Annotated in this window: 19 protein-coding genes; 9 read left to right on the top strand and 10 right to left on the bottom strand. The window is 72.7% G+C overall.

The window, feature by feature from the left end:
* Window positions 1-99: 99 nt before the first annotated feature.
* The 7 genes from C2L59_RS29525 to C2L59_RS29555 all read right to left on the bottom strand — a co-directional run bounded on the left by C2L59_RS29525 (window position 100) and on the right by C2L59_RS29555 (window position 13,436).
* Window positions 100-2,085: an ATP-binding protein gene (locus tag C2L59_RS29525; RefSeq protein WP_103352792.1), complete on the bottom strand. Its 1,986-nt coding sequence runs from the start codon at window positions 2,083-2,085 to the stop codon at window positions 100-102.
* Entirely contained in the window at window positions 2,082-2,741 is a 660-nt protein-coding gene (locus tag C2L59_RS29530; protein WP_103352793.1) for a DUF4255 domain-containing protein, read from the bottom strand. The genes C2L59_RS29525 and C2L59_RS29530 overlap by 4 nt, the downstream gene beginning before the upstream one ends.
* Window positions 2,742-2,855: 114 nt before the next feature.
* Window positions 2,856-3,875, bottom strand: coding sequence for a hypothetical protein (locus tag C2L59_RS29535; RefSeq protein ID WP_103352794.1), 1,020 nt, complete (start codon window positions 3,873-3,875; stop codon window positions 2,856-2,858).
* Complete coding sequence (locus C2L59_RS29540) at window positions 3,872-8,431, bottom strand: ATP-binding protein (RefSeq protein ID WP_103352795.1); 4,560 nt, start codon at window positions 8,429-8,431, stop codon at window positions 3,872-3,874. The genes C2L59_RS29535 and C2L59_RS29540 overlap by 4 nt, the downstream gene beginning before the upstream one ends.
* On the bottom strand, window positions 8,428-10,515 hold the full coding sequence (locus C2L59_RS29545) for a CHAT domain-containing protein (RefSeq protein WP_103352796.1): 2,088 nt from the start codon (window positions 10,513-10,515) through the stop codon (window positions 8,428-8,430). The genes C2L59_RS29540 and C2L59_RS29545 overlap by 4 nt, the downstream gene beginning before the upstream one ends.
* Window positions 10,502-11,854, bottom strand: a complete 1,353-nt coding sequence (locus C2L59_RS29550) for a hypothetical protein (protein ID WP_146060454.1) — start codon at window positions 11,852-11,854, stop codon at window positions 10,502-10,504. The genes C2L59_RS29545 and C2L59_RS29550 overlap by 14 nt, the downstream gene beginning before the upstream one ends.
* 94 nt (window positions 11,855-11,948) lie before the next feature.
* Window positions 11,949-13,436 carry a right-handed parallel beta-helix repeat-containing protein gene (locus tag C2L59_RS29555; RefSeq protein WP_103352798.1) on the bottom strand — a complete coding sequence of 496 codons (1,488 nt, stop codon included), beginning with the start codon at window positions 13,434-13,436 and terminating at the stop codon, window positions 11,949-11,951.
* 672 nt (window positions 13,437-14,108) lie between these two features.
* Between C2L59_RS29555 and C2L59_RS47590 the strand changes: the two genes are divergently transcribed.
* Window positions 14,109-14,921, top strand: a complete 813-nt coding sequence (locus tag C2L59_RS47590) for a hypothetical protein (protein ID WP_199199313.1) — start codon at window positions 14,109-14,111, stop codon at window positions 14,919-14,921.
* Window positions 14,922-14,982: 61 nt separating this feature from the next.
* Here the strand turns inward: C2L59_RS47590 and C2L59_RS29565 are convergent, their stop codons facing one another.
* Both C2L59_RS29565 and C2L59_RS29570 read right to left on the bottom strand, forming a co-directional pair.
* Window positions 14,983-15,477, bottom strand: a complete 495-nt coding sequence (locus C2L59_RS29565) for a hypothetical protein (RefSeq protein ID WP_103352799.1) — start codon at window positions 15,475-15,477, stop codon at window positions 14,983-14,985.
* A gap of 15 nt (window positions 15,478-15,492) precedes the next feature.
* Complete coding sequence (locus C2L59_RS29570) at window positions 15,493-16,926, bottom strand: amidohydrolase family protein (RefSeq protein ID WP_103352800.1); 1,434 nt, start codon at window positions 16,924-16,926, stop codon at window positions 15,493-15,495.
* Between the two features lie 127 nt (window positions 16,927-17,053).
* Here C2L59_RS29570 and C2L59_RS29575 point away from each other — a divergent pair, with 127 nt between their 5' ends.
* The 5 genes from C2L59_RS29575 (at window position 17,054) to C2L59_RS29595 (ending at window position 21,604) form a co-directional block, all read left to right on the top strand.
* Window positions 17,054-17,863, top strand: a complete 810-nt coding sequence (locus C2L59_RS29575) for an IclR family transcriptional regulator C-terminal domain-containing protein (protein ID WP_103352801.1) — start codon at window positions 17,054-17,056, stop codon at window positions 17,861-17,863.
* A gap of 67 nt (window positions 17,864-17,930) precedes the next feature.
* On the top strand, window positions 17,931-19,088 hold the full coding sequence (locus C2L59_RS29580) for a CaiB/BaiF CoA-transferase family protein (RefSeq protein WP_103352802.1): 1,158 nt from the start codon (window positions 17,931-17,933) through the stop codon (window positions 19,086-19,088).
* Window positions 19,081-19,875 (top strand): citryl-CoA lyase, encoded by a 795-nt coding sequence (locus tag C2L59_RS29585; RefSeq protein ID WP_103352803.1) that lies wholly within the window; start codon window positions 19,081-19,083, stop codon window positions 19,873-19,875. Before C2L59_RS29580 ends, C2L59_RS29585 begins: the two co-directional genes overlap by 8 nt.
* Window positions 19,876-19,886: 11 nt before the next feature.
* A complete protein-coding gene (locus tag C2L59_RS29590; RefSeq protein WP_103352804.1) occupies window positions 19,887-20,747 on the top strand; it encodes a dioxygenase in 861 nt (286 codons plus the stop codon).
* Window positions 20,748-20,944: 197 nt separating this feature from the next.
* A complete protein-coding gene (locus C2L59_RS29595) occupies window positions 20,945-21,604 on the top strand; it encodes a zinc-binding dehydrogenase (RefSeq protein WP_233223763.1) in 660 nt (219 codons plus the stop codon).
* Between the two features lie 81 nt (window positions 21,605-21,685).
* Here C2L59_RS29595 and C2L59_RS48260 read toward each other — a convergent pair whose 3' ends face one another.
* Window positions 21,686-21,853, bottom strand: a complete 168-nt coding sequence (locus C2L59_RS48260) for a hypothetical protein (protein ID WP_199199324.1) — start codon at window positions 21,851-21,853, stop codon at window positions 21,686-21,688.
* Between the two features lie 173 nt (window positions 21,854-22,026).
* Here C2L59_RS48260 and C2L59_RS49355 point away from each other — a divergent pair, with 173 nt between their 5' ends.
* From C2L59_RS49355 to C2L59_RS29605, 3 genes are read left to right on the top strand one after another with little or no spacing between them, the layout of a single operon-like run.
* On the top strand, window positions 22,027-23,172 hold the full coding sequence (locus C2L59_RS49355; protein WP_233223764.1) for a hypothetical protein: 1,146 nt from the start codon (window positions 22,027-22,029) through the stop codon (window positions 23,170-23,172).
* Window positions 23,169-24,599 carry a substrate-binding domain-containing protein gene (locus C2L59_RS49360; protein ID WP_233223766.1) on the top strand — a complete coding sequence of 477 codons (1,431 nt, stop codon included), beginning with the start codon at window positions 23,169-23,171 and terminating at the stop codon, window positions 24,597-24,599. The genes C2L59_RS49355 and C2L59_RS49360 overlap by 4 nt, the downstream gene beginning before the upstream one ends.
* Window positions 24,586-25,308 (top strand): hypothetical protein, encoded by a 723-nt coding sequence (locus C2L59_RS29605; protein WP_146060456.1) that lies wholly within the window; start codon window positions 24,586-24,588, stop codon window positions 25,306-25,308. Before C2L59_RS49360 ends, C2L59_RS29605 begins: the two co-directional genes overlap by 14 nt.
* Window positions 25,309-25,329 lie beyond the last annotated feature (21 nt).

Genomic DNA, 25,329 nt, shown 5'->3' on the forward strand with positions numbered 1-25,329 from the left:
GCTCCCTCCGACACCGTCCAAGCTTGCCCGGCCGGCGGCCCGCGCACCAGACTGCGGTGCGCGGCCGGAAGGGCAGCGAAAACCGCCCGAACGGGCAGCTCAGCCGTCGGTCACCAACGCCAAATACGGCCCGAACTCGCGGTCCAGGCACAGCCGGCCCAGCTTGCGGTACTCGCGGGCCACCGCGCCGACCAGGTCGGTCATCGCCACCGGGCGGCCCGCCTCGGCCGCCAAATACGCGCCGGTGACCGCCGCCGACCGGATGTGGCCGCCGGCCAGTTCGAAGGCCTCGGCGAGGAACGCCAGGTCCAGGTCGGCGCTGCGCGGCATCCGGGCGCCCAGGCAGCGGTCCCACAGGCGGTGGCGCAGGTCGACGTCCGGCAGCGGGAAGTCGACGATCACGTCGAGCCGCCGGGTGAACGCCTCGTCGAGGTTCGCGCGCAGGTTCGTCGCCAGCACCGCGATGCCGTCGAACGTCTCCATCCGCTGCAGCAGGTACGCGCTCTCGATGTTGGCGTACCGGTCGTGCGCGTCGCGGACCTCGGACCGCTTGCCGAAGATCGCGTCCGCCTCGTCGAACAGCAGCACGCCGTTGACGCCGGAGGCCTCGGTGAAGATCCGCTCGAGGTTCTTCTCCGTCTCGCCGACGTACTTGTCGACGACCGTCGCCAGGTTCACCGTGTAGAGGTCCAGCCCCAGCGACGCGGCGATCACCTCGGCCGACATCGTCTTGCCGGTCCCCGAATCCCCGGCGAACAGCCCGGTCACGCCGCGCCCGCGGCCGCCGCCCGGCCGCATCCGCCACTCGTCGAGCACCTGGTCGCGGTACCGCGCCCGGGCCGCCAGTTCGTCCAACAGGGACAGCACGCCGGCCGGGAGCACCAGGTCGGGCCAGCCGACCGCCGGCTCGATCCGCCGCGCCAGCCGTTGCAGGCCGGCCGCGTTCTGGCTCCGCGCGCCCGCCCGGAGGTGGGAGATCCGGACCAGGCCGTCGTCGGCCAGCGCGGTCACCGACGCCGCCTTCGCCGCGCGGGCGATCTGGCCGGGCCCGAGCACGAAGTGCGCGGTGGCCTCGCCCGGGTCGACGTCCGGGGCGAGCCGGCCGTCGAGGTGGCTGCGCCACAGTTCCGCGCGGTCCGCGCCGGATAACGGCACCGCGTCGAGCTGCAACGGCGGTGTCCCGCTCCAGCGCGGGTCCCAGGTACCGGTGCCGTGCACGACCAGCGGGATCGCCGGGTGCGCGAGCTCGTCCAGCCGCGGGTCGTCGACCGGGCCGAGCACGATCCCGGCGCCGCGCAGCAGCGCCTCGCGCCGCAGCGACGCGGTCAGCTCGGGGTGGCCGGAGTCGGCCTGCCAGCGCGCCGCGTCGACCACCAGCGCCGGGAACCCGGCCGCGGCCAGCGCGCCGACGCCGAGGTCTTCCGCGCCGCCGCCGGGGTGTTCCTTCAGGTACACCAGCCCGACGCGGCCCTCGATCGCGCGGGCGAGCCGGTCGCGGCCCGGCACTTCGACGAGCTCGGTGCCCAGGCGGGCGCAGGCGGCGAGTTCGGGCGCGACCCGGTCGTCGCCCAGCAGGTGGTTGACCACCCGGTCGGGGACGCGCAGCGTGCGCGAGAGGAACGGCCGTTCGTCGTCGGCGACGGTGAGCAGGCCGCAGCTGATCAGCGGGGAGCCGGCGTCGAGCCGCGCGCGGCCGGCGGCCGAGGCCTCGGGGATGCCGCACAGGCGCAGCGCCAGCCCGGCGGTCGCGCGGCGGCGGGTCACGTCGTCGTTGAGGTAGCCGTAGAACTGCTCGAACCGGCTGTCGAGGTCGGGGGCGAGCGCGACCAGCAGCAGTTCGACGTCGACGCCGGTGAGGTCCGCGCGTTCGGCGAGCGGCCGCAGCCGGCCGTCCGGGGCGGAGTCCGCGAACGGCGCGAACGGCTCGCGGTGACCTTCCAGCAGCGCGTCGATCGTTTCGTTCGACAGGTAGAGGCCGCGGAACGGGTCGTCGGGGTTCGGGTCGGCCGCCCGCCGGACGTCGACGGCGTCGCGGATCCGCTGTTCGAGCCGCGCCAGCCGGCCGAACAGGTACTCCAGGCTCACCGCGGGTTCCGGTGGGTCCGCGCCATGGCGACCCGGCGCTGCCCGCCGACCACGCCGGTTTCCGACACGCGGTGCCCGACGAGTTCGCCGTCGCCGGTGTCGAGCTTGAGGCCCTCCTTCGCGGGCGGCCCGGCCGGGTAGACGCGTCCGGTGTGGACCGGCGCCGAGACGACGACGTCCAGCGACGGCTTGAGCTCCCCGCCGAGCGCGGTCCACACGTCGGCGAAGGCCCGGTCTTCGGGCGGCGGCAGCGCCACGGTCATCGGCACCGGCAGCCCGGTTTCGGCGAGCGACCCGCTGAGGACTTCGGCGGGCACGGCCTCGTAGCGCAGCAACCCGAGCAACAGGTCCGAAAGCACGCGGTGCTCGTCCTCGGGCCGCTGGGTCCACGCGGTGACGAGGTAGGAAAGCTTGACGTGCTTGGGCGGCAGGTGCCGCGCGGCCACCTCACCCCGCTGGTCGTACTCGTTGAGCAACCCCCGCGACCGCCGTCGCATGTCTTCCCGCACGTCGTAGAGGTAGACGTTGACGGTGGGAGCATTCCGCCGCGCAGCCCAGTCCTTGGTAGGCGCATCGAAGGCGACTTCGACCTCGCTGCCGCGCAGCGCTTCGTCCTTCACCAGCCGCCGCAACGCCTCGTCGACCTCGTGGATCACCGGCGGACCTCCTCGCACTGGCGGTCCCCCCACGATGATCGGGCGACCCCGCCCCGGCCAGCCGCGCAGCGGCAAACCTTCGGGTACCCCCGGCTGCCCGTATGGGCAACGCCGTCAGGCGCGCACCAGGTCGTCCAGTGTCAGGCCGGCCACCTCGTCGGCCCCGGGGAGCAGCCGGGCGGGGATCGGCTCGAACCCGCCTTCGCCGCCGGGCACGGCGCCGAGGTCCTTGAGCTTGTCGAAGCGGTCGGCGACGTAGCGCGCCATGCGGGTGCGGTCGCGGTCGATGAGGTCCGGGGAACCGAGCGCGTCGGTGACGGCCTGGGCGCGGATCTCGCGGTAGCGGTCCTCGTGCCCGGTCTGCCATTCGTAGGCTGCGCGCTTCTCCAGCTCGGCCAGGGCCGGGAAGGTGAGCTCGTCGTGTTCGGTACGGCATTCGACGCGCACCACGAGGTAGTCGAAACCGGTCAGCAGCCCGGCATCGGTCCGCAGGCGGCCGTCCTCGATCCGCAGGCCGGCGGGAACCTCGGCTTCCGGCGCGTTGACGACCACCAGGTGCCCGGCCTGCAGCACCTGCCCGCCCCCGCCGGCCGCGACGAGGGTGTGGTGCAGCCCGAGGACCGGTTTCTCGTCCTGGGCGGCCAGCACGGTGTCGAGACCGGTGCCGACCTTGTCGGCGATGCTCGCCGCGACGCTCAACGGCGGCCCGATCAACGACGCGATGCTCCCGCCGATGGCCACGGCGGCGGCCAGCGGCCCGGCCACCGACGCCCGGTAGAGCGCGGCCTCGACCTCGACCGTGCCGCCTTCGAACGGCAGCAACGGCGTCATCCGGTATTCGACGTAGGCACCGGGCGCGGTCAGGGTCGCGGTGGGTTTGGTGAAGCGGGTGAACGGCGTCAGCTCCCGGGCGAACGTGAGCGTGACCCCGCCGTGCAACGCGGGGAAGTGCTGGTTCCCCCAGCTGACGGCGGTCTTGAGAAAGCCTTCCGACAGCCAGAGCCGCACGTACCCGTCGCCGGGCACGAGCGGTTCGGCACCGGGTTCGGGGAAGAACTCGAGCGTGACGTGGCCGGCTTCGGCGGCGAACCAGGCCTTCACCCGCTCCCCGACCCGGCGTGCGAATCCGGTCATGACCCTCCCCTGTTCACGGCGCGCACGAAGAGCAGGACGTCGATGCTGGCCATCGGTGTCCCGGTCGTGCCCCGTTCGGCCCGGTGCACCAGGTACTTGATGTCCTCGGTGAGATCCAGCAGGTACTGGAGTTCCAGCACCCTCGAGCGCATGACGGCGCGCCAGACGATCTGCACCGCTTCCTTGGCCACTTCGTCGGGCAGCGGCGGCACGACGAGCACGGCGTCGCTGCCGTTGTCCATCGCCGCCGAAGCGGCGCCCACGAACCCGTCGTGGTCGTGGCCGAGAGGCAGCGGCACCACATCGGTGGGATCGGCCTGCAGGACCAGCAACCCGACCGGATCGCGGGTCAGCGTGTGCAGGTCGAACAGCTCCTCCCGGCGGTCGGCACCCCGGCTGTGTTCGCGGGCGGCGCGCCCGCTCGCGTCGCGGACCCGGAACTGCCACCCCGCCGACGTCCGCACGGGCGTGCCGACGAGGTGCACCAGCCGACACGCTCCCGGGACATCCGTCCAAGCCCGGCTCGGCCGCAGCCGCAGCGGCCCGTGGAACGCCTCGGTGCGCGCTCTCCAGTCTTCCAGCGAAATCGATCCGCGGGCTCCGGGAAGCCACCGCACGTACACCGTGCGCGGCCGTCTGGCCGCCGGCACCCCTTCGGCCAGGGCGCGTTCCCACCGGACGGTGAACTGCAGTTCCCGGGGGACCTGCAGGAACGTCACGCTGACCTGGTCCCGCGGCAGCCGGTCGTCCCGGGGGACGTCGGCCAGTCCTTCGGGCGACCCGTCGTCCGACCAGGACCCGGTCCCGGTCCACAGCGGGGTGGCCAGCCGCTTCCGTTCCTTCGACCTCTTCGGCCGGAACCGGATGTTCCACGGCATCTGTTCCGGGTAAAGCCGCAGGAGCAGCGTCTTCGGCCCTTCGGGCACGACCTCCAGCCGTCGCATGTCGTAGATCCAGCCCACCCAGTACGGGAGCAGCTGAGCGAGTACGACGGGGACGGCGCCGAGCCCGATGACCCAGCCGACGGACGCTCCGAGCAGGGCCGACACTCCCGCGACGACACCGCCCACCACCGCGCCGACGCACAGCCACGAGAAGAAGGAAGTCCACGAATGCATGGCGCGCGAGCGCCAGGCGATGTGCCGGAGACCGGGCAGGGACTGCCGCGTCAGGTGCGACCGCCACCGGGCGGCGAACAACCGCCACCGGCTCGGAACCACGGGTTCCGGCCGGGCCGCCGTCGGTTTCAGCAGCCTGCGCACCTGGTCGACGCCACGGTGGTACCCGGCCGCGGCGAACCTTTCCTGCGCTCGTTCGAGCAGTTCCCGGCCCGCCTGCCAGGAGCCGAGGACAGCGTGGATCTCCCCCGCCATGAAGTCGCTGCGCCCACGAGCCAGCAGCCCGTCCCGGGGCAGGTAACCGTCGGCGAATTCCACCCGGAAGGCCGCCATCTCCCACAGATCGAGGTGGTCCACCGGCCACTCGATGGCCTCGGGCGGCTGCCCCCGCGGGTGGCAGCGCCACCGGCCGTACGGCGAGCAGTATTCGGCCCACCGGGGGTCGTCGGCCTCCTTGAGCAGCCGGAGGACCAGCCACGCCTCGTCACGCAACCGGGGCGAACCGTCGTAGGCCAGCGTCCGCACGCGTGCGTGTTCGGTGGTCCGCGCGGCCCGGCACACGCGCAACAGGGCGAGATCGCAAGCCTCGACGAGTTCGGCATCGTCGCCGGAACCGATGGCCGCCGAACGTATTTCGTCGAGGTTCTCGGCGGCTTCGCGGTAACGCCCGAGCAAGGTCAGCGCATCGGCGACGGCAACCGCGTGGGGCCGCCCGAACCAGGTGTGCAGCCAGGGAACCGGATCGCCCGCCTGGAACACGACCGGCGCGGCCGCCGGGAGCTGATCGACGACACCTCGGGCGAGCCGGTGATCGAGCAGGGCGGCGAGCAGCCGGTCGGCATCGATGTCCCCTTCGCCGGGCTGTCCCCGGTGCCGCAGGGCGCGCTGGGCTTCCTCGTCGAGTGGGTCACCGCCGTAGAGCGCGACCAGCACGCGCACCAGCCGCAAGCGGTCCGGCATGCCTCGCGGGCAGACCCAGTCCCGCCGGACCTCCGGCACGACGGGGCCGGGCAGGTCGTCGAGGGTGCGGATGTGCGTTTCGAGCAGGTCGGCGACCGGTGCCTCGACGCGGCGATCCATCGCGAGCCCGGCGAGCATGACGGCCGCGCCGGCGGCGATGTGCGGCGAACGCGCGTCGCCGGCCAGCTCCCGCAGGATCGGCTCGGCACCCGCGACCGCAGACCACCAGACGGCCGGGTTCTCCAAGGCCGCGAGGATCGCGTCCTCCAGCTCTGCGTCGATCCCGCTCGCCGCGAACCTCCTGAACACCCACGAGGAGCTTTCGGTCACCGTTTCCGCGACCGCGACTTTGCCGAGCGCGGCGCGAAGTCCCAGCCGCGTCCGGGTTTCCCCGGGCGGGTACCGGTCCGCCGAGTCGGCGACCGCGTCCCACAGCTGGTGCAGACCCTCCCGGTAGCCGCTGTGGATGCGGGCGGACGCCTCCGTGGCCAGCACCGCCGCCAGGATCGTGGGGCCCTGGCGGTCCTCCTCCGTGGCCGCCACCCGGGGCGCGACCCGCATCGCCCACGCCCACTCGCCGTGGAACAGGATCTCGTGGTCGATCTTCGCCCACAGCGTGGCCGCCTCCGCCGGCGGCAGCAGGCGAACCGCCGCGATGACCGTCGCGGCGGTAACCTTCGGCAGCGGTTGCGCCAGGATCACCTCCGCCGCGTCGCGACCGAGTGCGGCCAGGTCGGCCGGCGGCCGGTCCGCGCGTTCCAGGACCGCGCGCAGGCGGTCGCGGATGTGTTCGTCGACTTCGATCACGCGGGGCATGCCGTCGCCGCCGACCACGCGGACGTTGACCCACTCCTGGCCGGCGAGGCCGTCGAACGCCGCCGGGACGTCGACGCCGAGTCGGGTCAGGGCCGGGGTGATCAGCATCCGGTCGAACTCGCCCAGTGCCACCGTCACCGGGAGGGCCGCGATGACGTCCCGGTCCTGGATCCGGCTGAGGATCCGGCGCTCGACGTAGGGATCGGCAACCGTCGCCGAGAGCTCCGCGAGGTCCAGGCCGGGCTCGTCGCGCACCCAGTCGCACAGGCCGGCCAGCTCGAACGGGTTGTACCGGGTGCCGTCGGCCGACCGGGCCAGGAGGGTCGGGCGCAGCCGCTCCGGGATGTTCCGTTCCTCCAGGTAGCCGGCCGCGTCCTCGTGGGTGAAGCCGCTCATCGGGACGACCCGGACGTAGTCGCGGGTCAGCAGTTTCGGGCCGCTGTAGAGCGTGCCGTCCGCCGGTTTGACCAGCCGGCGTCGTCCGGCGAGGACCACCCGGATGTCGGAATTCCGCCGGTGCAGGCTGTGCAGCAGGTCGAAGGTCTGGTCGATGGCGGGGGCTTCCGCACCGGCCGGGTACAGCTTCGCGAGTTCCTCGCAGGTGTCGAGGACCAGCACCACCGGCGACGGCAGCTGGCCGACGAAGTCGGCGAACCGGTCGATCGCCTCCAGCCGCAACCCCGCCACGGTGACCGGGTCGGGATCGGACCGCGAGAGTTCCTCGTGCACCGCGTCCGCGGCGTCACGGACCGCGCGGTAGCGGTGTTCGGCGTCGCGGGTGGTCGCGAAGCCGAGGAGCTCGTCGGTCAGCGCGACGAGCAGCTCGGCCGGGCGCCGCTCGGGGTAGCGCGGGTCGAGGTGGTCGAAGTCGACGCGGGCGACCGGGAACCGCGGCATGCCGTTGTCCTCGGCCAGCTTCCCGGACGCCAGGTACCGCACGGTCATGGTCTTGCCGACGCCGGCGTTGCCGAACAGGTGCAGCGCCCACGGCCCGTCGGCACCGGTGACGAGGGCGGTCAGGGCGTCCTCGATCTCGGCCCGCCGGTGGTAGCCGGTGAGGTGCCCGAGGTCGTCGCGGGTGCGGTACTCGCGGTCCAGCCGCCACTGTGCGCGTTTCACGGCGTCCTCGAGCGGTCCGCCCACGACCTCGCAGACCACGCGTGACGTCGCCACCATGGTGGCCGCGGCGGGCAAATCCTGCCGGTGCAGCATCGACTCGATCGTGCTCAGCAGCTCACGGCCCGAAGGGTCGGCGTGGAACTCCCGGACGCGTATCCACGCCCGCAGTTCCGGCGGGTCGAGCCGGGCGACCCGGGAGCAGACGTCCCCGTAGAACCCGACGACCGCCTCGACGCCCATCTTGTCGCGCAGGTAGTCGCCGACCTCGTGGCGGCGGCGCGCGCGGATCCAGAACGACGCCAGCTGTCCCCCGGCCGCCGACCGGTGCTCGACGAGGTCGGCCCACGCGAGCTTGTCGACGAACTCGGCGAGTTTCCGGTTCCCGTGCAGTTCGAGCTGCTCGGCCAGGGTGGGTGTCCACTCCGGCAGCAGGCTGAGCAGGCAGAGGCTCCGGGCGTCGAATTCGGCCAGGGCCCGTGCCGACGCTTCGTGCTGCCGCTGTTCCAGCCGTCGCAGCAGCTCCTCGGCGGTGTGCTCGGTCATTTCGCCAGCCCCAGGTAGCGGTTCCAGGTGGCGAAGTCGTCGTCGGCGACGAACGCCCCGCTCTCCACCAGCAGATCGGCGTGGTCGTAGAAGTCCGGCCTGCTCACCCGCGCGGGCTCGCCCTTCAGGAGCCGGAACACCTTGCGCACGAAGGTCCAGTTCGCGTCCGGCCGGGCCGCGTAGACCTTGCGCTCGGCCTCGGTGCCGCTCAGCCAGGGGTTGAGCAGGACCCACTGGAAGCCCAGGAGCGCCTCGTCGTCGGCCAGCACGTCCAGCGGCGGGAACGAGTAGCCCGGCTGGCCCTGTTTGACGTCACTCAGCGTTTTCACCAGCGGCCCGCCGTGTTCCTGCAACGACGCGGTGAAGACGACCGGCGCCACCGTGTCCGGCGTCCCCAGCCCGATTTCGCCGACCTCGCTCAGGACGGCCTTCAGGTCCTCCACGAACGGCCAGCGGTGGATCTCGTCGGCGAGCACGACGACCCGGGTGCGCGGACCGAACGGCTCGCGCTGACCCGCCATCGCCGTGGCGACCTTCGCGAGGTCGTCGGCCAGCGACAGCCAGGCGACGCTGGGCGAGATCGGCGCCTCGTCCTGCTCGAATGCGTCGACCGCGGCCGAGAGCGCCTTCAGGGACGTGGCCTCATCCCGGTAGTACCCGTCCAGGAGCTCCAGGTGCGGCAACTCGAGCTTGAAGAACACGGCCAGCTTGCGGACGGCGAGCAGGACCTGGTGCAGGAAGGTGCGGAGATCGGCCGGCTCCTTCGACGGCGCGTACGGCCCGAGCAGCAAGGGGGCGTGGCCCCGCAGCAGGAGCTGGTACCCCATTTCCCGGAGCAGCCGGGTCCCGCCGAGCCCGGCCAGGGGACCGTGCCGGAGCACGCCGACCACGCCGACGGGCCGGCGCCGGTCGAAGATGTCGTCCACGTGCCCGAGGATCGCGGTGCGGCCGATGAACAGCGGGGCACCGCGCAACCCGAGCCGGCGTGCGGCGTCGCGGTCGACCGGGCGGAAGCCCGGTTCCACGGACTCCGCGACGAAGAGCGCGGGCATCGCCCAGTCCAGCTGACGGCCCGGCTCGGTGCGGCTCAAGGCCGCCCGGCGCCCTTCGGCGACGGCCTTCGCCAGTGGTGTCCCGTCACTGATCGCCTCGACGAGCCGGCGGCTGTAGAGCCGGCACGCCTGCTCGCTCACCTCCCCCGCGACCGCCGACACGATCGGGATCCCGCGGGCCACCAGCTCGGCGGCCAGCGGCCCGGACGGCGCCGGTTCCGCGGCTCCGCCCGATCCCGTGCGGCACGCGCTGAGCACGACCGCGAGCGGGTCGGCGTCCCCGCTGGTGAGCGCGGTGACCAGGGCGTCCGCTCCCACCCAGCCGTCGGCCAGCTGGACGACGCCATGACCGTCGACGACGTCGCCGTGCGCCACCAGGTGCACGACGTCCGGCTGGAACTCCGTGCAGTGGCGCACCAGGTCTTCCCGCTTCACGCTCTGCACGGCCTTCGCGGCGCAGACACCGTCGGCGTCGAAGGCGCGCAGCAGTCCCATGAACATCGCGCCCGGCCGGATCGTGTCGTCCAGCAGGGAACCGCCGACCGCGAACAGCACCCGCGGGGTGCGCTGGATCGTGCCGATTTCGCGCGCCACCCGGGGCACCAGCCGGGTGATGCCGACCAGCAGGCCCGGGTCGTTGGCCAGCGGGACGCCCTCGTGGCACATGGCTTCCCAGGTCAGCTGGTGCAGCACCATCTCGTCCAACGGCCAGCGGAGTGCGAGCTCGACACCCCGCGCCGCCAGGACGCACGGAAGCTTGCGGATGTCGGCCCACACCGGTTCCAGCAGGCAGCCGAACAGCCATTCCCCGTAGGCGTGGACGTCGCCCTCGAGCGTGCGCCGGTTCTCGATCCGCGTGAGCCGGGCGCCCAGCTCGTCGCGGTCGATCTCGCCCCGGTACGGGACGGTCAGCTCGCGGTCGCCGCAGACGACGGTCGTCGCGGCCAGCGTGAACTCCTCCGCGATGCCCTCGCCGGTCACCCGCACGGTCCACCCCGGCGAGACGTCGACGAGGAACCTAGGCATGTTCATCGTCGGCCGCCCTTCCGACCAGCAGTTCGCCCAGCGCGCCGGCCAGCTGGTCGAGCTGCGTTTCGCCCGGCGGGGCGAGGACGCCCGGCGCGCCGCTCCTGGCCAGCACCGACAGCAGGCCGGAGTGCAGCGCGGCCAGTTCGTCGTCCCGGCCGGCGGTGGTGAGCGCGCGGTAGCGGTGCACGGCCGCGGCGGCCAGGATGCGCGGCGCTTCGGGGGTGTCGACCGCGCCGATGGCCGGTTCGGGCCGCGTGAGCTGCCCGGCCCACGACTGCAGCCGCGGTCCCGGCCGGATCACCTCGTCGAGCGCCAGGTTCCGCAGCGTCCCGCGGCCGAGCGGGATGTCCAGGAGCGCGGCCACGATGGCGGGCAGTGCGGCCAGGTGGGGTTCCGCGGCGGCGTCCGCGGCCGCCGCGGCGCCGGCGGCGGTGGGGACGTCGCTCGCGGCGCCGAGGGCCTCGAGCGTCTCGCCGAGCAGGGCGAGCCGCACCAGCGGTGCCGGGTAGCCGCCGCGCGGGCGCAGCAGGTGCGCGGGCGGGCCGTACTGCAGTTCGTCGATGGCCCAGGCCGCGGCCGGCCCGGCCATCAGCACCGAGTAGAGGTCGGCGAAAACCTCATGGTGCCAACGGGTCCAGTCCGCGACGAGGTCCGGCGGGACGGCGTCGCGCAGCGCCTGGCGGACGGCCGCGCCGAGTTCGAGGTCGAGAAGGACGTGGTGCCCGGTCTCGTGCGCGGCGAGCACGAGCCACCAGCCTTCGCGGACCGCCGGCTCGGGCAGGGCGATCACCGGGATCGGCAGCCGGTCGACGAACTCGGCGACCGGGTCGTCGAGCGCGGGCCGCAGTTCGGCCGGGACGTCGCACCGACGCCGGGCGAGGGCGTCGGTGCGGTTGTCGACGAAGCACAGCGGCCCGGTCGGCGGTTTCCGGCCCCGTGCGGCGAACCCTTCGCTCCAGCAGCTGCGGGCAAATTCGTCCGCGGCGGCCAGGACGGCCGGATGCCCGGCTGCCCGCCGCTGGTCGTACTTTCCGGCGTACCACCGGAACAACTGCTGGAGGGTGGCCAGTCCCCGGTCGACGCCGCGGCAGTGTTCGTACCCGGCGGCGGTTTCCGCGGGCACGGCGGCGAGTTCGGCGCGCAGCCGGTCGAGCATCCCGGTGAGGACCGCGTCCAGTGTCCGCAGGTGTGAGCCGAACCGGTGGAACACCGGATCCGCGGCGGTCGCGCCGAGCCAGTCCCGGATCCGCCCGCCGAGTGCGTCCACCGCCTCCGCACTGCGCGCGACCCGGCGGTCCAGCCGCCCGCCGTCGATGCCGATGGTCACGGCGCCCGCAGCCACATTCCCTCCCCGCAAGTCGCAGTCAGCCGGTGAGTCGCCGGCCGGGTGCGCTTGGTTACACCCGGCGAGCCCGCCAGGGTCCGCGCCGCCGCGGTCAGCAGTGGGGCATCACGTCGTCGAAGGAGGCGCAGTTGTCCTGGTCCCACGGGGTCGACTGCCACTGCTCCGCGGTCAGAATCCGGGACGTGTCGCCGGCCACGAACTTCCACGGGCCGTAGTAGGAGTTGCTGAACCAGTAGTTGCCCTGGTCGTGGGTGATCGCGTCCTGGACGAGGGTGGCCTTGTACGGGGACCAGGACGGGTACGTTCCGTAGTTGGACAGCAGGGCCATCTTGCCGCACACCCCGTTCGTGCAGCCGGCGGCGGCCGGGTCGAAGCGGAACGTGTTGTCGTGGACCTCGACCAGCTGGGTTTTCCAGCGGCAGTCGTCGAACAGGGGTGACGAGTCGATGCCCGGCGCCGCACACTGCGTGCGGTCGGCCACCAGCTTGGTGCACGTGTTGATCGAGGTGTTGGCCGGGCTGTTGCAGAACCGGTCCGCGTTCTCCCAGGCCGTGATGCCCGACCAGTTGTCCTCGAACGTGTTGTCGTAGATGTCGATCAGGTGCGTGCGGGCCGGCACCCGGGGCTCGCCGCCCGATTCGGACAGGTAGACGCTGGCCACCGGGAAGTTGTCGCCGCGGTCGGCCCGGCGCTTGCCCGCGACCAGGCTGTTGCGGCGCAGGACGTTGTCGCGGAACACCAGGTTGTAGCTGATCTCGTAGAACAGGGCCTCGGCGTCGTTGTCCTCGATCAGGTTGTGCTCGATGAGGAAGTCGTTGTTGTCGGTGTCGGCCCACAGGCCGGCGCCGTGGTTGTGGTGGATCCAGTTACCGCGGACGTCGGCCTTGTCGACCACCCAGAACTTGATCCCGCCGCTGCACCCGCAGCCCGGGTTGCGCGTTTCCCAGTCGTCGGTGTTGTTGCCCGAGATTTCGTTGCCTTCGACGACCAGGGCGGTGATCGTGCTGTCGGACCGGTAGGCGTTCATGCCGTACTGCCCGTTGTTGCGCAGGCAGCTGTGCCGCAGCTCCTGCCGGGCACCCGCCATGATTCCCGCGCCTTTGTTGTTCTGCACGGTGGTGTTTTCGATGATCCAATGTTCGCCGGAATCGTGGTTCACCACGCCCTGGTCCTGCGGAGCGACGAAGTTCTGGATCGTGAGCCCGCGGATGACGACGTCCTTCGCCTGCTGGGTGAACGCCGCCCGGTTGATGCCCTGCCCGTCGAGGATCGCGCCCGGCGCACCGAGGTAGACGTCGCCGTCCTTGGGGATGACCTGCCCGAACGGGTCCGTGGCCAGCGTGTGCGTGCCCGCCGGCAGCCAGAACGTCGTGCCCGGCGGCGAGTCCTGCGACTTGCGGTAGAGGTCGCCGGGCACCGCCGCGTCGACGGTGACGGCGCCCGCCGGGGCCGTCGTGTTGGCCACCGGCTGGTGATCGCACACCGGCCCGGGCGTCACGGCGGCGGCCGCCGCCGGACCGGGCGGGACGACGAACGCGGCCAGCAGAACGACGGCAAGAATGGACCTCAGGTGCGACATGCCGTGAACCTACGCAACTTCGCCGCGAAACGCTTTGGGCCGAACGTGTCAATTCACCGGCTTTTCGGGTGTACCAGGTAACCGAAAAGGCAGTGATTACTCCACGACTGTGAATACCGTGGGAACAATCGGTGGACGGTTCTGTTATCGTGGCCGGACGGCCGGCGCACGGCCGGAATTCCCCGCCGGCGGCGGTCCGGGCGGCCGGACCGGTGCGGCCGTCTGCCGGAACCCGCCGGCCGCCGAGTGGCGGACGGACGCGCCGAGTGGCCGGCGGCCCCCGATGGCGGACGGACCCCGAGTGGCCGACGAACGCCGACGGACCCGACGGCGCCGGCACGCGACCCCGTCATCCGGCCCCCGTCACCCGCCCCGAGCCACCCGGACCCGCCCCGCGGCCCGGCTCACGAATCGGCGACCTAAACGGACGACTACCTGAGCGAGTGATTTCCCCCCATTCATTCCGGTCATCCCGGCGGCGGCACTCTAGGCTTGTCCGACCCCCTTCCGGATCTGTCCTCCACTCGGCGGTTCTCGCACACCGATCGGGTCTTTGCGCAGGTCAACGGCCTCCCCAGGGCGGTACCGTCCATACCGGACAGAACTTCTGCCCCGACGTCCGGACCCCGATTCAAACCGGAGTCGTACTCAGGAAGGGAACCCCGAGAAATCATGTCCACATTGCGACGACTGGCTGTCGCCGGCGCTTTCGCGCTCCCGCTTTCCCTCGTCATCGCCGGCCCGGCGACCGCTCATCCGCTGGGCTGGCCGAACGACTCGTGGAGCGCCGGAAGCTCCAGCAGCTGGGCCGGCATCGGTGGTGCGGGCACAACCGACACCGACGAAGGTGGCACCTGGTGGGGCCACCACTGGTCCGAGTCGGAATCCGCCGTGGCCGGCATCGGCGGCGCCGCTGTCACGCACAGCTACGAGTCCGGCGACAACGACTGGAACCGGCCGTGGCACCACAACGTGCACGACGGGTCCTACGGCCACGACAACGACCACGGCGACGGCTGTGGCTGCAACGACTACGACCACGACAACTACCCCGTGACCCACCACGCCGTGAGCCACCCCGACCCGGTGGACAACGACGCGCCGGCCGTCCACACCCACCCGGTGTACGACGCCGACGACCACGACGGCTACGACCACCACGGGTACGACCACGACGCCAGCTACGGCGCCGAGATGCAGTCGGCCGGGATCGACGGCGCGACCTCGGGCCACGTCTGGAGCCACGCGGGTGAGCACTACGCCACCTACGAGGCGGAGAAGCTGACGGCCGGTCCGTACGGCGCTTCGTCCGAGGGTGCGCACTCGGTGGCCGTGCCGGACTACGCGGGTCACCACTCGTGGTACACCGCGGCGGGCATCGACGGGGCCGAGACGCACTCGGTGACCGCGGTGGCCGACGCGACCGACGACGACGCGTGGGCCTACCACGACGTCGACGGCGACTCCGACTACGACCAGGGCTGACGTCCGCAGGTCATAGCCGGAGCTGAGCGAGCCGGGTCCGCCTTCCGCGGGCCCGGCTCGCTCAGCTCGTGGCCAGCAGTTCCCGCACGGCGGCCGACCTGGCTTCGTCGAGGAACCGCAGGCCCATGAAGTTGTCGCCGGGCGTGAAGCCGGGCAGCGCCCAGATCGCTTCGTAGGGCAGCCCGACCCGCCGGTAGCGGCGCAGGCTGTAGACGTTGCTGAACAGGCACTTGCCGGGGTCCGGGCGCCACAGCCGGCGCGCGAAATCCGGGTTCCGGAAGCCGTGCCCGACCTCCGCGGCGGCCTGGACGTGCCGCCGGCCGGTGAACAGCACGACGTCGCCGGTGGTGACGGTGTCCATCCGGCGGTCGTACTTGTCCTTGGCGCCCCAGAACCGGGCCCGGCCGCCCGGGTGCAGCGCGTTCAGCCGGGCGAGGTCCGCCGGGTCGAGCAGGTCGGCGAACTCGCGGAAGGCCACGGCCCGCTCGAGGGACTCCGATCCGTACCGGCGGGCGTCCGCGGTGCCGTAGGCGGGCTGGACGAAGACCTGGACCACGGGCCGTACGGTAGCTCAGCCGCCGTGGGTGGTGTCGCTCTGGTAGTCGGTGTAGGTGTACGGGTTGTCGAGGATCTTCGTCTCCGGGACGTCCGGGTTCATCCCCTGCCGCCACGCCTCCTCCCCCAGCTGTGCACGCAGGTGGTCCACGGTCTCCTCGACGCGCCGCCGGACCGCGGGCAGGTCGACGCCGACGAGCCGGCCGTCGCGCTTGACCACCCGGCCGTTGACCAGCACGGTGTGGACGTCGCCGCGCTGGGCCTGGAAGGCGACGTGGCCGTAGGGGTTGAGCAGCGGGAACGACGCCGGGGACGCGTCGTTCTTCAGCAGCACGACGTCGGCCTTCTTGCCGACTTCGAGGCGGCCCAGGTCCGTGCGGCCCAGCGCGGCGGCGCCGCCGCGGGTCGCCCACTCCACGACCTGTTCCGCGCGCAGCGCCGCGTGCGTCACCGTCTCGCCCTCGGCGTGGGCCTCCAGGTGTTCGCGGGACCGGTCGGCGCCGAGGGTGGCGCGCATGGCCGAGAACAGGTCGCCGCTCCACCACACCGAAGTGTCCATCGACAGCGACACCGGGATCCCGTACTTGCGCAGCGCCCAGGTGGGCGGGTAACCCTGGCCGGCGCTCTGCTCGCTCTCGGTGGAGACCGACACGGAACCGCCGGTCGCGGCGATCCGGTGGTAGGAGTCCGCCGACAGCGACGCGCCGTGGACGTAGATCGTCTCCGGGGTCATGAACCCGTGGTCGTGCATCAGCCGGATGCCGTCGTCGCCGGTGGCGCCCCAGACGCCGGCGTGCGTGGTCACCGGGACGCCGAGTTCGCGGGCCACCTCGAACGCCGGCTTTTCGGGGAACGCCGGGTCGCCGGTGACGTCGAAGGCGAGCTGGAAGCCGAGCAGGTCGTCGCCGGTGATGCGGCGGGAGACGAAGTCGCGGAACTCCGGCGTGCCGGTCCAGGTGGCCGGCGAGTCCTGGATGTTGCCGTAGGCGAGCACGAACCGGCCGGGGACCGCCTGCAGCGCGTCCGCGGCGGCGTCGGCGTGCTGGGTCGTCTGCAGGCCGTGGGACCAGTCGACGGTGGTGGTGACGCCGGCTTCGAGAGCTTCCAGGGCGCCGAGCAAGTTGCCGGCGTAGATGTCTTCGGGGCGGAACACCTTGCCCCACTCGAGGTAGTACCAGACGAAGTACTGGGTCAGCGTCCAGTCGGCGCTGTAGCCGCGCATGGCGGTCTGCCACAGGTGGCGGTGGGTGTCGATCATGCCGGGCATGACCAGGCCGCCGGAGGCGTCGATCTCGGTGGTGCCGGGCGGGACGTCGAGGGCGGGCCCGATCGCGGTGATCCGGTCGCCTTGGACGAGGACGTCTTCGCCGGGCAACACGCGGCGGGCGTCGTCGAGGGTCAGCACCGTGCCGCCACGCAGGACGACCGGACCCTCGGTGGACTGCGTCATCGCTGCCTCCGTACACTCGTCCGCTCTACGGACACTCAGTGGGCGCAGTCACCTTTGCCTAGGACCGGGCCGGTGTCAATCCCCGCCGCTACGCTGCGCTGAGCACCATCGGAGAGGGAGGTGGCGGATGCCACGCGAGGGCACCGGTCCCGATTTCATCGAAGCGCTGGCCCGCGGGCTCGAGGTGATCACTGCGTTCGGGCCGCACCGGCCCGGGATGACGCTGGCCGAGGTGGCCGCGGCCACCGGCCTGGCCCGCCCGACCGCCCGCCGGATCCTGCTCACCCTCGAGGAGCTCGGGTACGTCCGCGCCGACGGGCGCGGCTACGCCCTGACCCCGCGGGTGCTCGACCTCGGCGTCGCCTACGTGCGCTCGACGGGCCTGTGGGACGTGGCCCGGCCGCACCTGGAACGGCTGGTCGCCCGCACGGACGAGTCGTGTTCGATCGCGCAGCTCGACGGGTCGGACATCGTCTACGTCGCCCGGGTCGCGGTGCCGAAGATCGTCGGCCTGAGCGTGCAGATCGGCACCCGGTTCCCGGCCCTGCCGACGTCGCTGGGCAAGGTGCAGCTGGCCGCGCTGCCGCCGGAGGAGCTGGAGGCGGTGCTGGCGCAGCCGACGCGGTCGGGGCTGGTGCCGCGCTGGCAGCCGGACCGCGCCGAGCGCGACGCCGAGCTGCGCGAGGTCCGCGCCCGCGGCTGGGCGCTCACCGACGAGCAGCTCGCGCTGGGCATCCGGTCGGTGGCGGCGCCGCTGCGCGACGGGTCCGGGCGGGTGATCGCCGGCGTCAACGTCAACTGCCACGCCGCCGAGACGCCGGTCGAGAAGCTGCTCGAGCACCACCTGCCGCTGCTGCTGCAGGCCGCCGGGGAGATCAGCGCCGACTTCGCGCGGCTGGATGCCGTCCCGCACGTCACCGTCCCCGCGGTGTCTTGACCTCGGCGACCCTCGGGAGCAAACTGCGGACAGTAGTCCGACAGGCGGACAGGAGTGGAGGCGTCGCGTGGAACCACCCCCCGGCCCGCTGTCCGGGCTGCTGGTCGCCGACTTCTCCCGGGTGCTGGCCGGCCCGTACGCCACGATGCTGCTCGCGGACCTGGGCGCCGACGTCGTCAAGGTGGAGGGCCCGCAGGGCGACGAGACGCGGACGTGGATGCCGCCGGTGCGCGGGGACGTCTCGACCTACTACCTCGGCGTCAACCGCGGCAAGCGGTCGATCGCCCTGGACCTGCGCGACGAGGCCGACGCCGCCGTCGCCCGCGAGCTGGCCGCCCGCGCGGACGTGCTGATCGAGAACTTCAAACCGGGCGGGCTGGCCAAGTACGGCCTGGACTACGACACGGTCCGCCGGGCCAACCCCGGCAGCGTCTACGCCTCGATCAGCGGTTTCGGTGCCGGCGAGGGCGCGCACGTGCCCGGCTACGACCTGATGGTGCAGGCGATTTCCGGCCTGATGAGCCTCACCGGCGATCCGGACGGCCCGCCGTACCGGGCCGGGATCTCGGTGTTCGACGTCATGGCGGGCAACCACGCGGTGATCGGCATCCTGGCCGCGCTGCGCCACCGCGACGCGCACGGGCAGGGCCAGCACGTCGAGGTCAACCTGCTCTCCTCGGCGCTGACCGGGCTGGTCAACCACAGCTCGGCCTACGCTGCCGGCGGCGTGGTGCCGTACCGGATGGGCAACGCCCACCCCAGCGTCTTCCCCTACGAGCCGCTGCCGACGGCCGACAACGACCTCATCGTCGCCGCGGCCAACGACGGGCAGTTCCGCCGCCTCTGCGAGGTGCTCGACCTCCCCGACGTTCCCGGCGATCCCCGGTTCGCCCGCAACGCGGATCGGACGAAGAACCGCGAAGAGCTCCGGCCGATCCTCGTCGAGCGGCTGGCGAAACGCGGTGCGGTGGACTGGTTCGACGCGCTGACGGAGGTCGGTGTCCCGTGTGGACCGATCAACACGATCGACGGCGGGTTCGCGATGGCGGAACGCTTCGGCCTGGACCCGATCGTCGAAGTCGGCGAGGGCGACCGCGCGGTCCCGACGACCCGCCACCCGATCCGGTTCTCCGCGACCCCGGCGGGCTACCGGCTGCCGCCGCCGGAGCTCGACGAGCACGGCGCCGAACTGCGGGCGTGGCTGACGGAGGCCGCGGATGACTGACCCCGGCTACGAAACCGCTCTCGGAGCGTCCACAAAGGACAAAATCACCCTGCTCGGCCGGGACCTGGCCGAGGACGTCATGGGCACCGTCGGGTTCGGCGAGCTCGCCTTCTGGCTGGCGACCCAGCGCCGTCCGTCCCCCGGGGAAACGCGGGTCTTCGAGGCGGTGCTGGCCGCGCTGGCCGACCACGGCTTCACCCCGACCGCGATCGTCACGCGGCTGACCTACCTGTCCGCACCGGACTCCGTGCAGGGTGCGCTGGCGGCGGGCCTGCTGGGCGGCGGGTCGCGGTTCCTGGGCGTCACCGAGGACTGCGGCCGGTTCCTGCACGACGTCCTCACCGACGCGGGCACCCTGCCCGCCGATGACGGCGGCTGGGACGCGCTCGCGCTCGAAACCGTCGAAAAGCGCCGCGCGGACCGGAAGTTCGTCCCCGGCCTCGGGCACCACGTGCACAAGGACGGCGACCCGCGCACCCCGCGGCTGTTCGCCATCGCCGGCGAAGAGGGCCTGCGCGGCCCGCACCTCGAGCTGTTCGCCGCGATCGGCCGGGTGCACCCGCGGGTACTGGGCAAGACGCTGCCGCTCAACGGGGCCGGCGTCTGCGGCGCCGCGCTCGCCGACCTCGGGCTGCCGCTGGAGCTGCTGCGCGGGTTCGCGCTGCTGGCCCGCACAGCCGGGCTGATCGGCCAGCTCGCCGAGGAACTGCGCCACCCCGTCGCCAACGACATCTTCCTTTCGGTCGACCTGAACAACCGGTCGGTCCCGCCGGATCCGCACGCGTGAGAGGAACGCCGATGCAGCTGGTCACCGAGGACAACATCACCGAGCTCGCCGCGCAGCGCTGGGCGAGCGCGCACGACCCGCGGACGGCCGAGGTGATGTCCGCGCTCGTGCGGCACCTGCACGCCTTCGCCCGCGAAGTACGGCTGAGCGAGACCGAGTGGATGGCGGCCGTGCGGTGGCTGACCGAGACCGGGCAGATCAGCACCGGCAAGCGGGAGGAGTTCATCCTCGCCTCCGACGTGCTCGGCCTGAGCATGCTGGTGGTGCAGATGAACCACGCCTTCGCCGCGGAGGCGACCCCGGCGACCGTGCTGGGCCCCTTCCACATCGACGGCTCGCCGGAGAAGGAGTACGGCGGCGACATGTCCGACGGCCTGCCCGGCACGCCGCTCTACATCACCGGCACGGTCCGCGGCCTCGACGGCTTTCCGGTCGTCGGCGCGGTTCTCGACGTCTGGCAGGCCGACGAGGAAGGCGCGTACGAGTCGCAGCTCCCGGACGTCGACGAGGCCCGGCTGCGCGCGAAGTACACCAGCCGCGCCGACGGGACCTACTGCGTGCGGACCATCGCGCCGAAGGGGTACTCGATCCCGATGGACGGCCCGGTCGGCGAGCTGATCCGCGGCACGGACATCAGCCACTTCCGGCCCGCCCACGTGCACTTCCTGATCAACGCGGCCGGGTACGAACCGCTGATCACGCACCTGTTCCAGGAGGGCGCGCAGTACCTGGACAGCGACGTCGTGTTCGGTACGAAGCAGGAGCTGGTGGTCGCCTTCGAACCGCGGGAGCCCGGGCCGACGCCGGACGGCGGCGAGTCGGCCGGGCCGTGGCTCGAGGCGCGGTACGACTTCGTCCTGCAGCCGGTGTGACCGCCGGTGCGCGCGGCTGAGATCCGCACGGCCGGGCAGCCGCCGGTGGTGGCCGGCCGGGCCGCCCGCGAGCCGGGTCCCGGTGAGGTCGCCATGCGGGTCACCGCGGCGCCGAGCACCCCGCTCGCCCTGCGCTGCGCGTCCGGCACGTCGTACTTCGGCGTGCCCGCGACGCCGTACGTGCCGGGGGTGCAGGCGTGGGCGAGCTGGCGGGGACGCCGGTCTGGTTCGCCACGGCGGCGGGGATGCGGTCCGGCGACGGCAGCATGGCCGAGTACGCCGTGGCCGCGTCCGCCGACGTGGTTCCGCTGCCCGGCGGGGCCGATCACGCGCTGGTCGCAACGCTCGGGTTGTCGGCGGTCGCGGCGTGGCGGTGCCTGACGAGCACCGGGAAGCTCGCGCCCGGCGAGACCGTGCTGGTCCTGGGCGCGGGTGGGGTGGTCGGGCAGCCGGCCGTGCAGCCGGTGCGGCTGGCCGGGGCCGGGCGCGTGGTGGCGGGCGCGCGGTCGGACGCCGCGCCGGCGCGGGCCGAGCAGCAGGGCGCCGACGCCGTCGTGCGGCTCGAAGCGGACGACGCCGATTCGCTCACCCGGCGGCTGAGCGAGGCGGCGGGGCCGGTCGACCTCGTGCTGGACCCGGTGTGCGGGCTCCCGGCCGCGGCGGCGCTGCGCACCCTGCGCCCGGTGGGCAGCTGGTCAATCTCGGCAGCGCGGCCGGCGAGGAGTTCGCGGTCCCGTCGGCGGCGCTGCGCAGCCGGTCCCTGCGGATCCTCGGGTACACGAACAAGGAGCTCACCGCGGACGAGCGGCGCGAAGCCCTGCTCACCGTCGTCGGGCACGCGGTGGCGGGCGAGCTGACCGTCGGTTACGAGCGGGTTCCGCTGCACGACGCGGCCCGGGCGTGGGACCGCCCGGGCCGCGTCGTCCTGGTGCCCTGGTTCACCGGCCCCCAGGGCCGGGTTTCGGCACGTCGCCGATGTAGGGACCGCTTCCCACCCCGCCGACCGGCGACGGGTCGTTCGGCGGACCGCTCACCGCGGACGCCGCCGGGGCGAGCACGGCGAGCGCGGCCGCGGTGAGCAGAGCGGCAGCTACAGCACGTTTCATCGATGGGCTCCTTCGCGTTCGCCCGTATTCTGCTCGATCCGGCTTCCAAACCGCTTCCGCACCCGCGGACGGCCACCCGACGCTGGTCCGTTCGGTCCTACTCGGGCGATTGCCGTGGTGGGCGCCGCTCCCCTCTCGTTCAATGGCGGGAGAAGCGTCCGGAGGGGGCCAGGGTGGACGAACCGAAGTTGCGCGTCGTCGACACGCGACGGCGGTTCCTGTCCTGGTTCGTGCCGCCGGCCGGGGTCTTCGTGCTCGGGTTCGTCGCGTTGCTGGTCGCCGGGCACGTCCCCGGGCCGCTGCAGCACATCACGGTGGTGCGCGCGATGCTGGCGTCCAAGCGGGACTTCTTCGAAGACGACCAGGTCAAGCGGATGCTGCTGAGCCACGGCTACCAGGTGCAGATCACCCCGGCCGGGTCGTTCGAGCTGGCCGAGACGGCCGACCTGGACAACTACCAGTTCGTGTTCCCCTCCGGGCAGGCCGCCGCCGACCGCGTCCGCGAACGCCGCCAGGGCCGGCACGCCGTCGGATACAAGCCGTTCTTCACCCCGCTCGTGCTGGCCACCTTCCGCGACTACGCGCAGGCCCTGCAGACCGCCAAGGTGGCGGAGCCGCGGTACCCGGCGGACAAGCCGCTGTACTACAGCGTCGAGATGGACAAGCTGATGGCGCTCGTGGCCGGCAAGGGCCGCTGGCGGGACTACGACCCCCGGCTCAGCGCGAACCGGCTGCTCGTCCAGTCGCCCGACCCGTGCCGGAGCTACTCGGGTGCCGCGTACGTCGGGCTGGTCGCCTTCGCGCGGTACGCGCAGCCGGCGGCGACGGAGGCCGAAGCGGTCGAGCAGGCCCGCGGGATCAAGCCGATGCTGGACGCCGAAGGCCAGCACAGCGACGACATGGCACCGAAGTACTTCGTGCCGGAGGGCCGCAGCTTCGCCACGGTCGCGGTGATCTACGAGCACCAGTACCTCGCCTACCAGAACCGGCGGCTCGACAACGGCGTCGGGCTCGACACCGACCGGGTGCTGATGTACCCGAGCGCCCAGCACGAGACCGCGCCCGACCTGATCTCGTTCAGCCCCGAAGGCGACGCCATCGGCTCGCTGCTGATGTCGGATCCCGGGCTGCGCCGGCGCGCGGTGGAGCTGGGCTTCCACGTGTACTCGGCCGACACCGCGCAGTTCGGCTTCGCCGGCTACCTGGCGCAGCGCCACATCCCGGAGCCGGCGGCCGCGACCACCGACACCGAGACCTGGCTGCCCCGGGACGCCCAGTTCCGGCGGATGGTCGACGAGATCGGCGACTGCCGGTGGTGAGGGCCGCCCTGGTGCTGCTCCTGCTGCTGTCGGCGTGCAGCCCCGGCGGGCCCGAGGCCACGAAACTCACCGTGCTGGCCACGGGCGAGCTCGCCGATCTCGGCCCGGTGCTGGCGGACCTGCGCCGCGACACCGGGATCGAGCTGGTCATGGACCACCGCGACACGATGGCGGCGACGGCGGAGCTGAACCGCGGGTTCGACCTGGCCTGGCTCTCGACCGGCCGGTTCCTGCGGTTGCGGGGCATCGAACCGGCGCTGTCGACGTCGATCATGCTGTCGCCGCTGGTGTTCGGGGTGAAGGCGGGCCAGGCGGCGAAGCTGGGCGCGCAGCCGACGTGGGCGGACATCGCCGATCGCGCCGCCGGCGGCGAGCTGCGGTTCGGCATGGCGGATCCGCACGTCTCCGGCAGCGGGATGGCCGCCCTGATCGGCGTCGCGACCGCGGCGGCCGGGACCGGCGCGGCGCTGCGCCCGGAGGACGTGCGGTGCGACCGGATCCAGGGCTTCCTCGCGGGCCGGGCGTTCGGCGCCCCCGACGTCGCCGAGGAGTACGTGCGCCGCCAAGGCGAAGCCGGCGGCCTGGTGGCGCCGGAGTCGACGATCCTCGCCCTCAACGCGTCCGGGCGGCTGCGCGAGCCCCTGGAGGTCGTCTACCCGCGGGACGGGATCGTGCTGGCGGACTACCCGCTGATGCTGCTGAACCCGGACCGGCGCGCCGCCTACGACAAGGTCGTGCGGTGGCTGCGCACGCCGTCGGCGCAGCGGGCGATCATGGACCGGACGTTCCGCCGCCCCGCCGATCCCGCCGTGCCGCGCACCGGCCGCCTCGCGACGCCGATCGGGAACCCGCTGTACTTCCCGGACCGCCAGGAGGTCCTCGACCGGCTGCTGCAGGCCTACGACCGCGCGGGCACCGGGCGTCAGGTGGTCTTCGTGCTGGACTACTCGCTGTCCATGGCCGGGCCGCGGGTGGCGGCGCTGCGCCGGGCGTTCGCCGCGCTGACCGGGTTCGACCGGTTCTACGTCGGCGAGCGGGTGACGATCATCCGGTTCGCCGGCGAGGTGCTGGAGCAGCGCTCGGTGACGGTGTCGCGCCCGGCGGACGTCGACGAGTTGCAGGCGGTCGTGGCGTCGGCGGACCTGCGGCCGCGCACGGCGATCTGGGCCGCGCTCGGGCAGGCGTACCGGGTCGCGGAGCCGGGGGCCTCGATCGTGCTGATGACCGACGGCGAGAACAACAGCGGCCCGGGCCTGGCGGAGTTCCTCGGCGGCCGGCACGACGCCGGGCCGACGTACGCGATCCGGTTCGGCGAGGCGAACCCGGCGGAGCTGGGCCGGGTCACCGCGGCGACCGGCGGGCGCGTCGTCGACGGGACGGCGGAATCGTTGACGGAGGCGGTGAGGGAGCTTCGTGGATGTCGATAGGGCCATGCTGTGGTCGGTGCTGGGCTGGTGGGGCTGGCTGTGGGTGGCGACGGCGGTGGCCGCGGTGGTGACGCTGGTGGTGCTGGTGCTCGGGGTGCTGCGGCGCAGCCGTCCGGTGATCCTGCCGGGGCTGCCGTTCTACCTGGACGAGCCGCGGGTGATCGAGATCTGCCAGCAGGGCGGCTACGGCGACATCGCGGAGAAGACCGTCCGCGAGTTCGTCAAGCGCAACACCGACGGCTCGTTCGGGTTCACCAGCCAGTGGTTCAAGCTGGGCCGCGGCGCCAACCGCGGGCACGAGACGGAGACCAGCTACGACGTCCACATCACCGCGAACACGCTGCTGGGCCTGGCGCTGAAGTCCCTGGAGGCCCAGCACGGCGTCGTGCACGCGAACCTGCCGGCGGGGGTCGTGCAGGGCGACCGGGCGTGGCGTCGCACGCGCTCGCCGCTGCTGTCGGAGGTCCACGACGGGTACGTGGTGGTGCAGGGCCGGTTCACGGTGGCCGAGGAGTCCGGCGACGAGGTGGTCCTGCACGCCCGGATCGGCTCGCGGGAGGCGTGGGTGCGGGTGGCGTGCCCGGACGGTCACCTGCGCCGCAGGGAAGTGCCGCAGGGGCAGTTCAATGCGCGGTGCCTCGGCAAGAGCCAGGCGTGGCGGCCGGACCGCGGTGAGCTGGTGATCCTGCCGATCGCGGTGCTGCAGTAGGCCGGCGGCCCGATCGCCGGG

This window comes from Amycolatopsis sp. CA-128772, from assembly GCF_002904295.1.
Taxonomy (GTDB): Bacteria; Actinomycetota; Actinomycetes; order Mycobacteriales; family Pseudonocardiaceae; genus Amycolatopsis.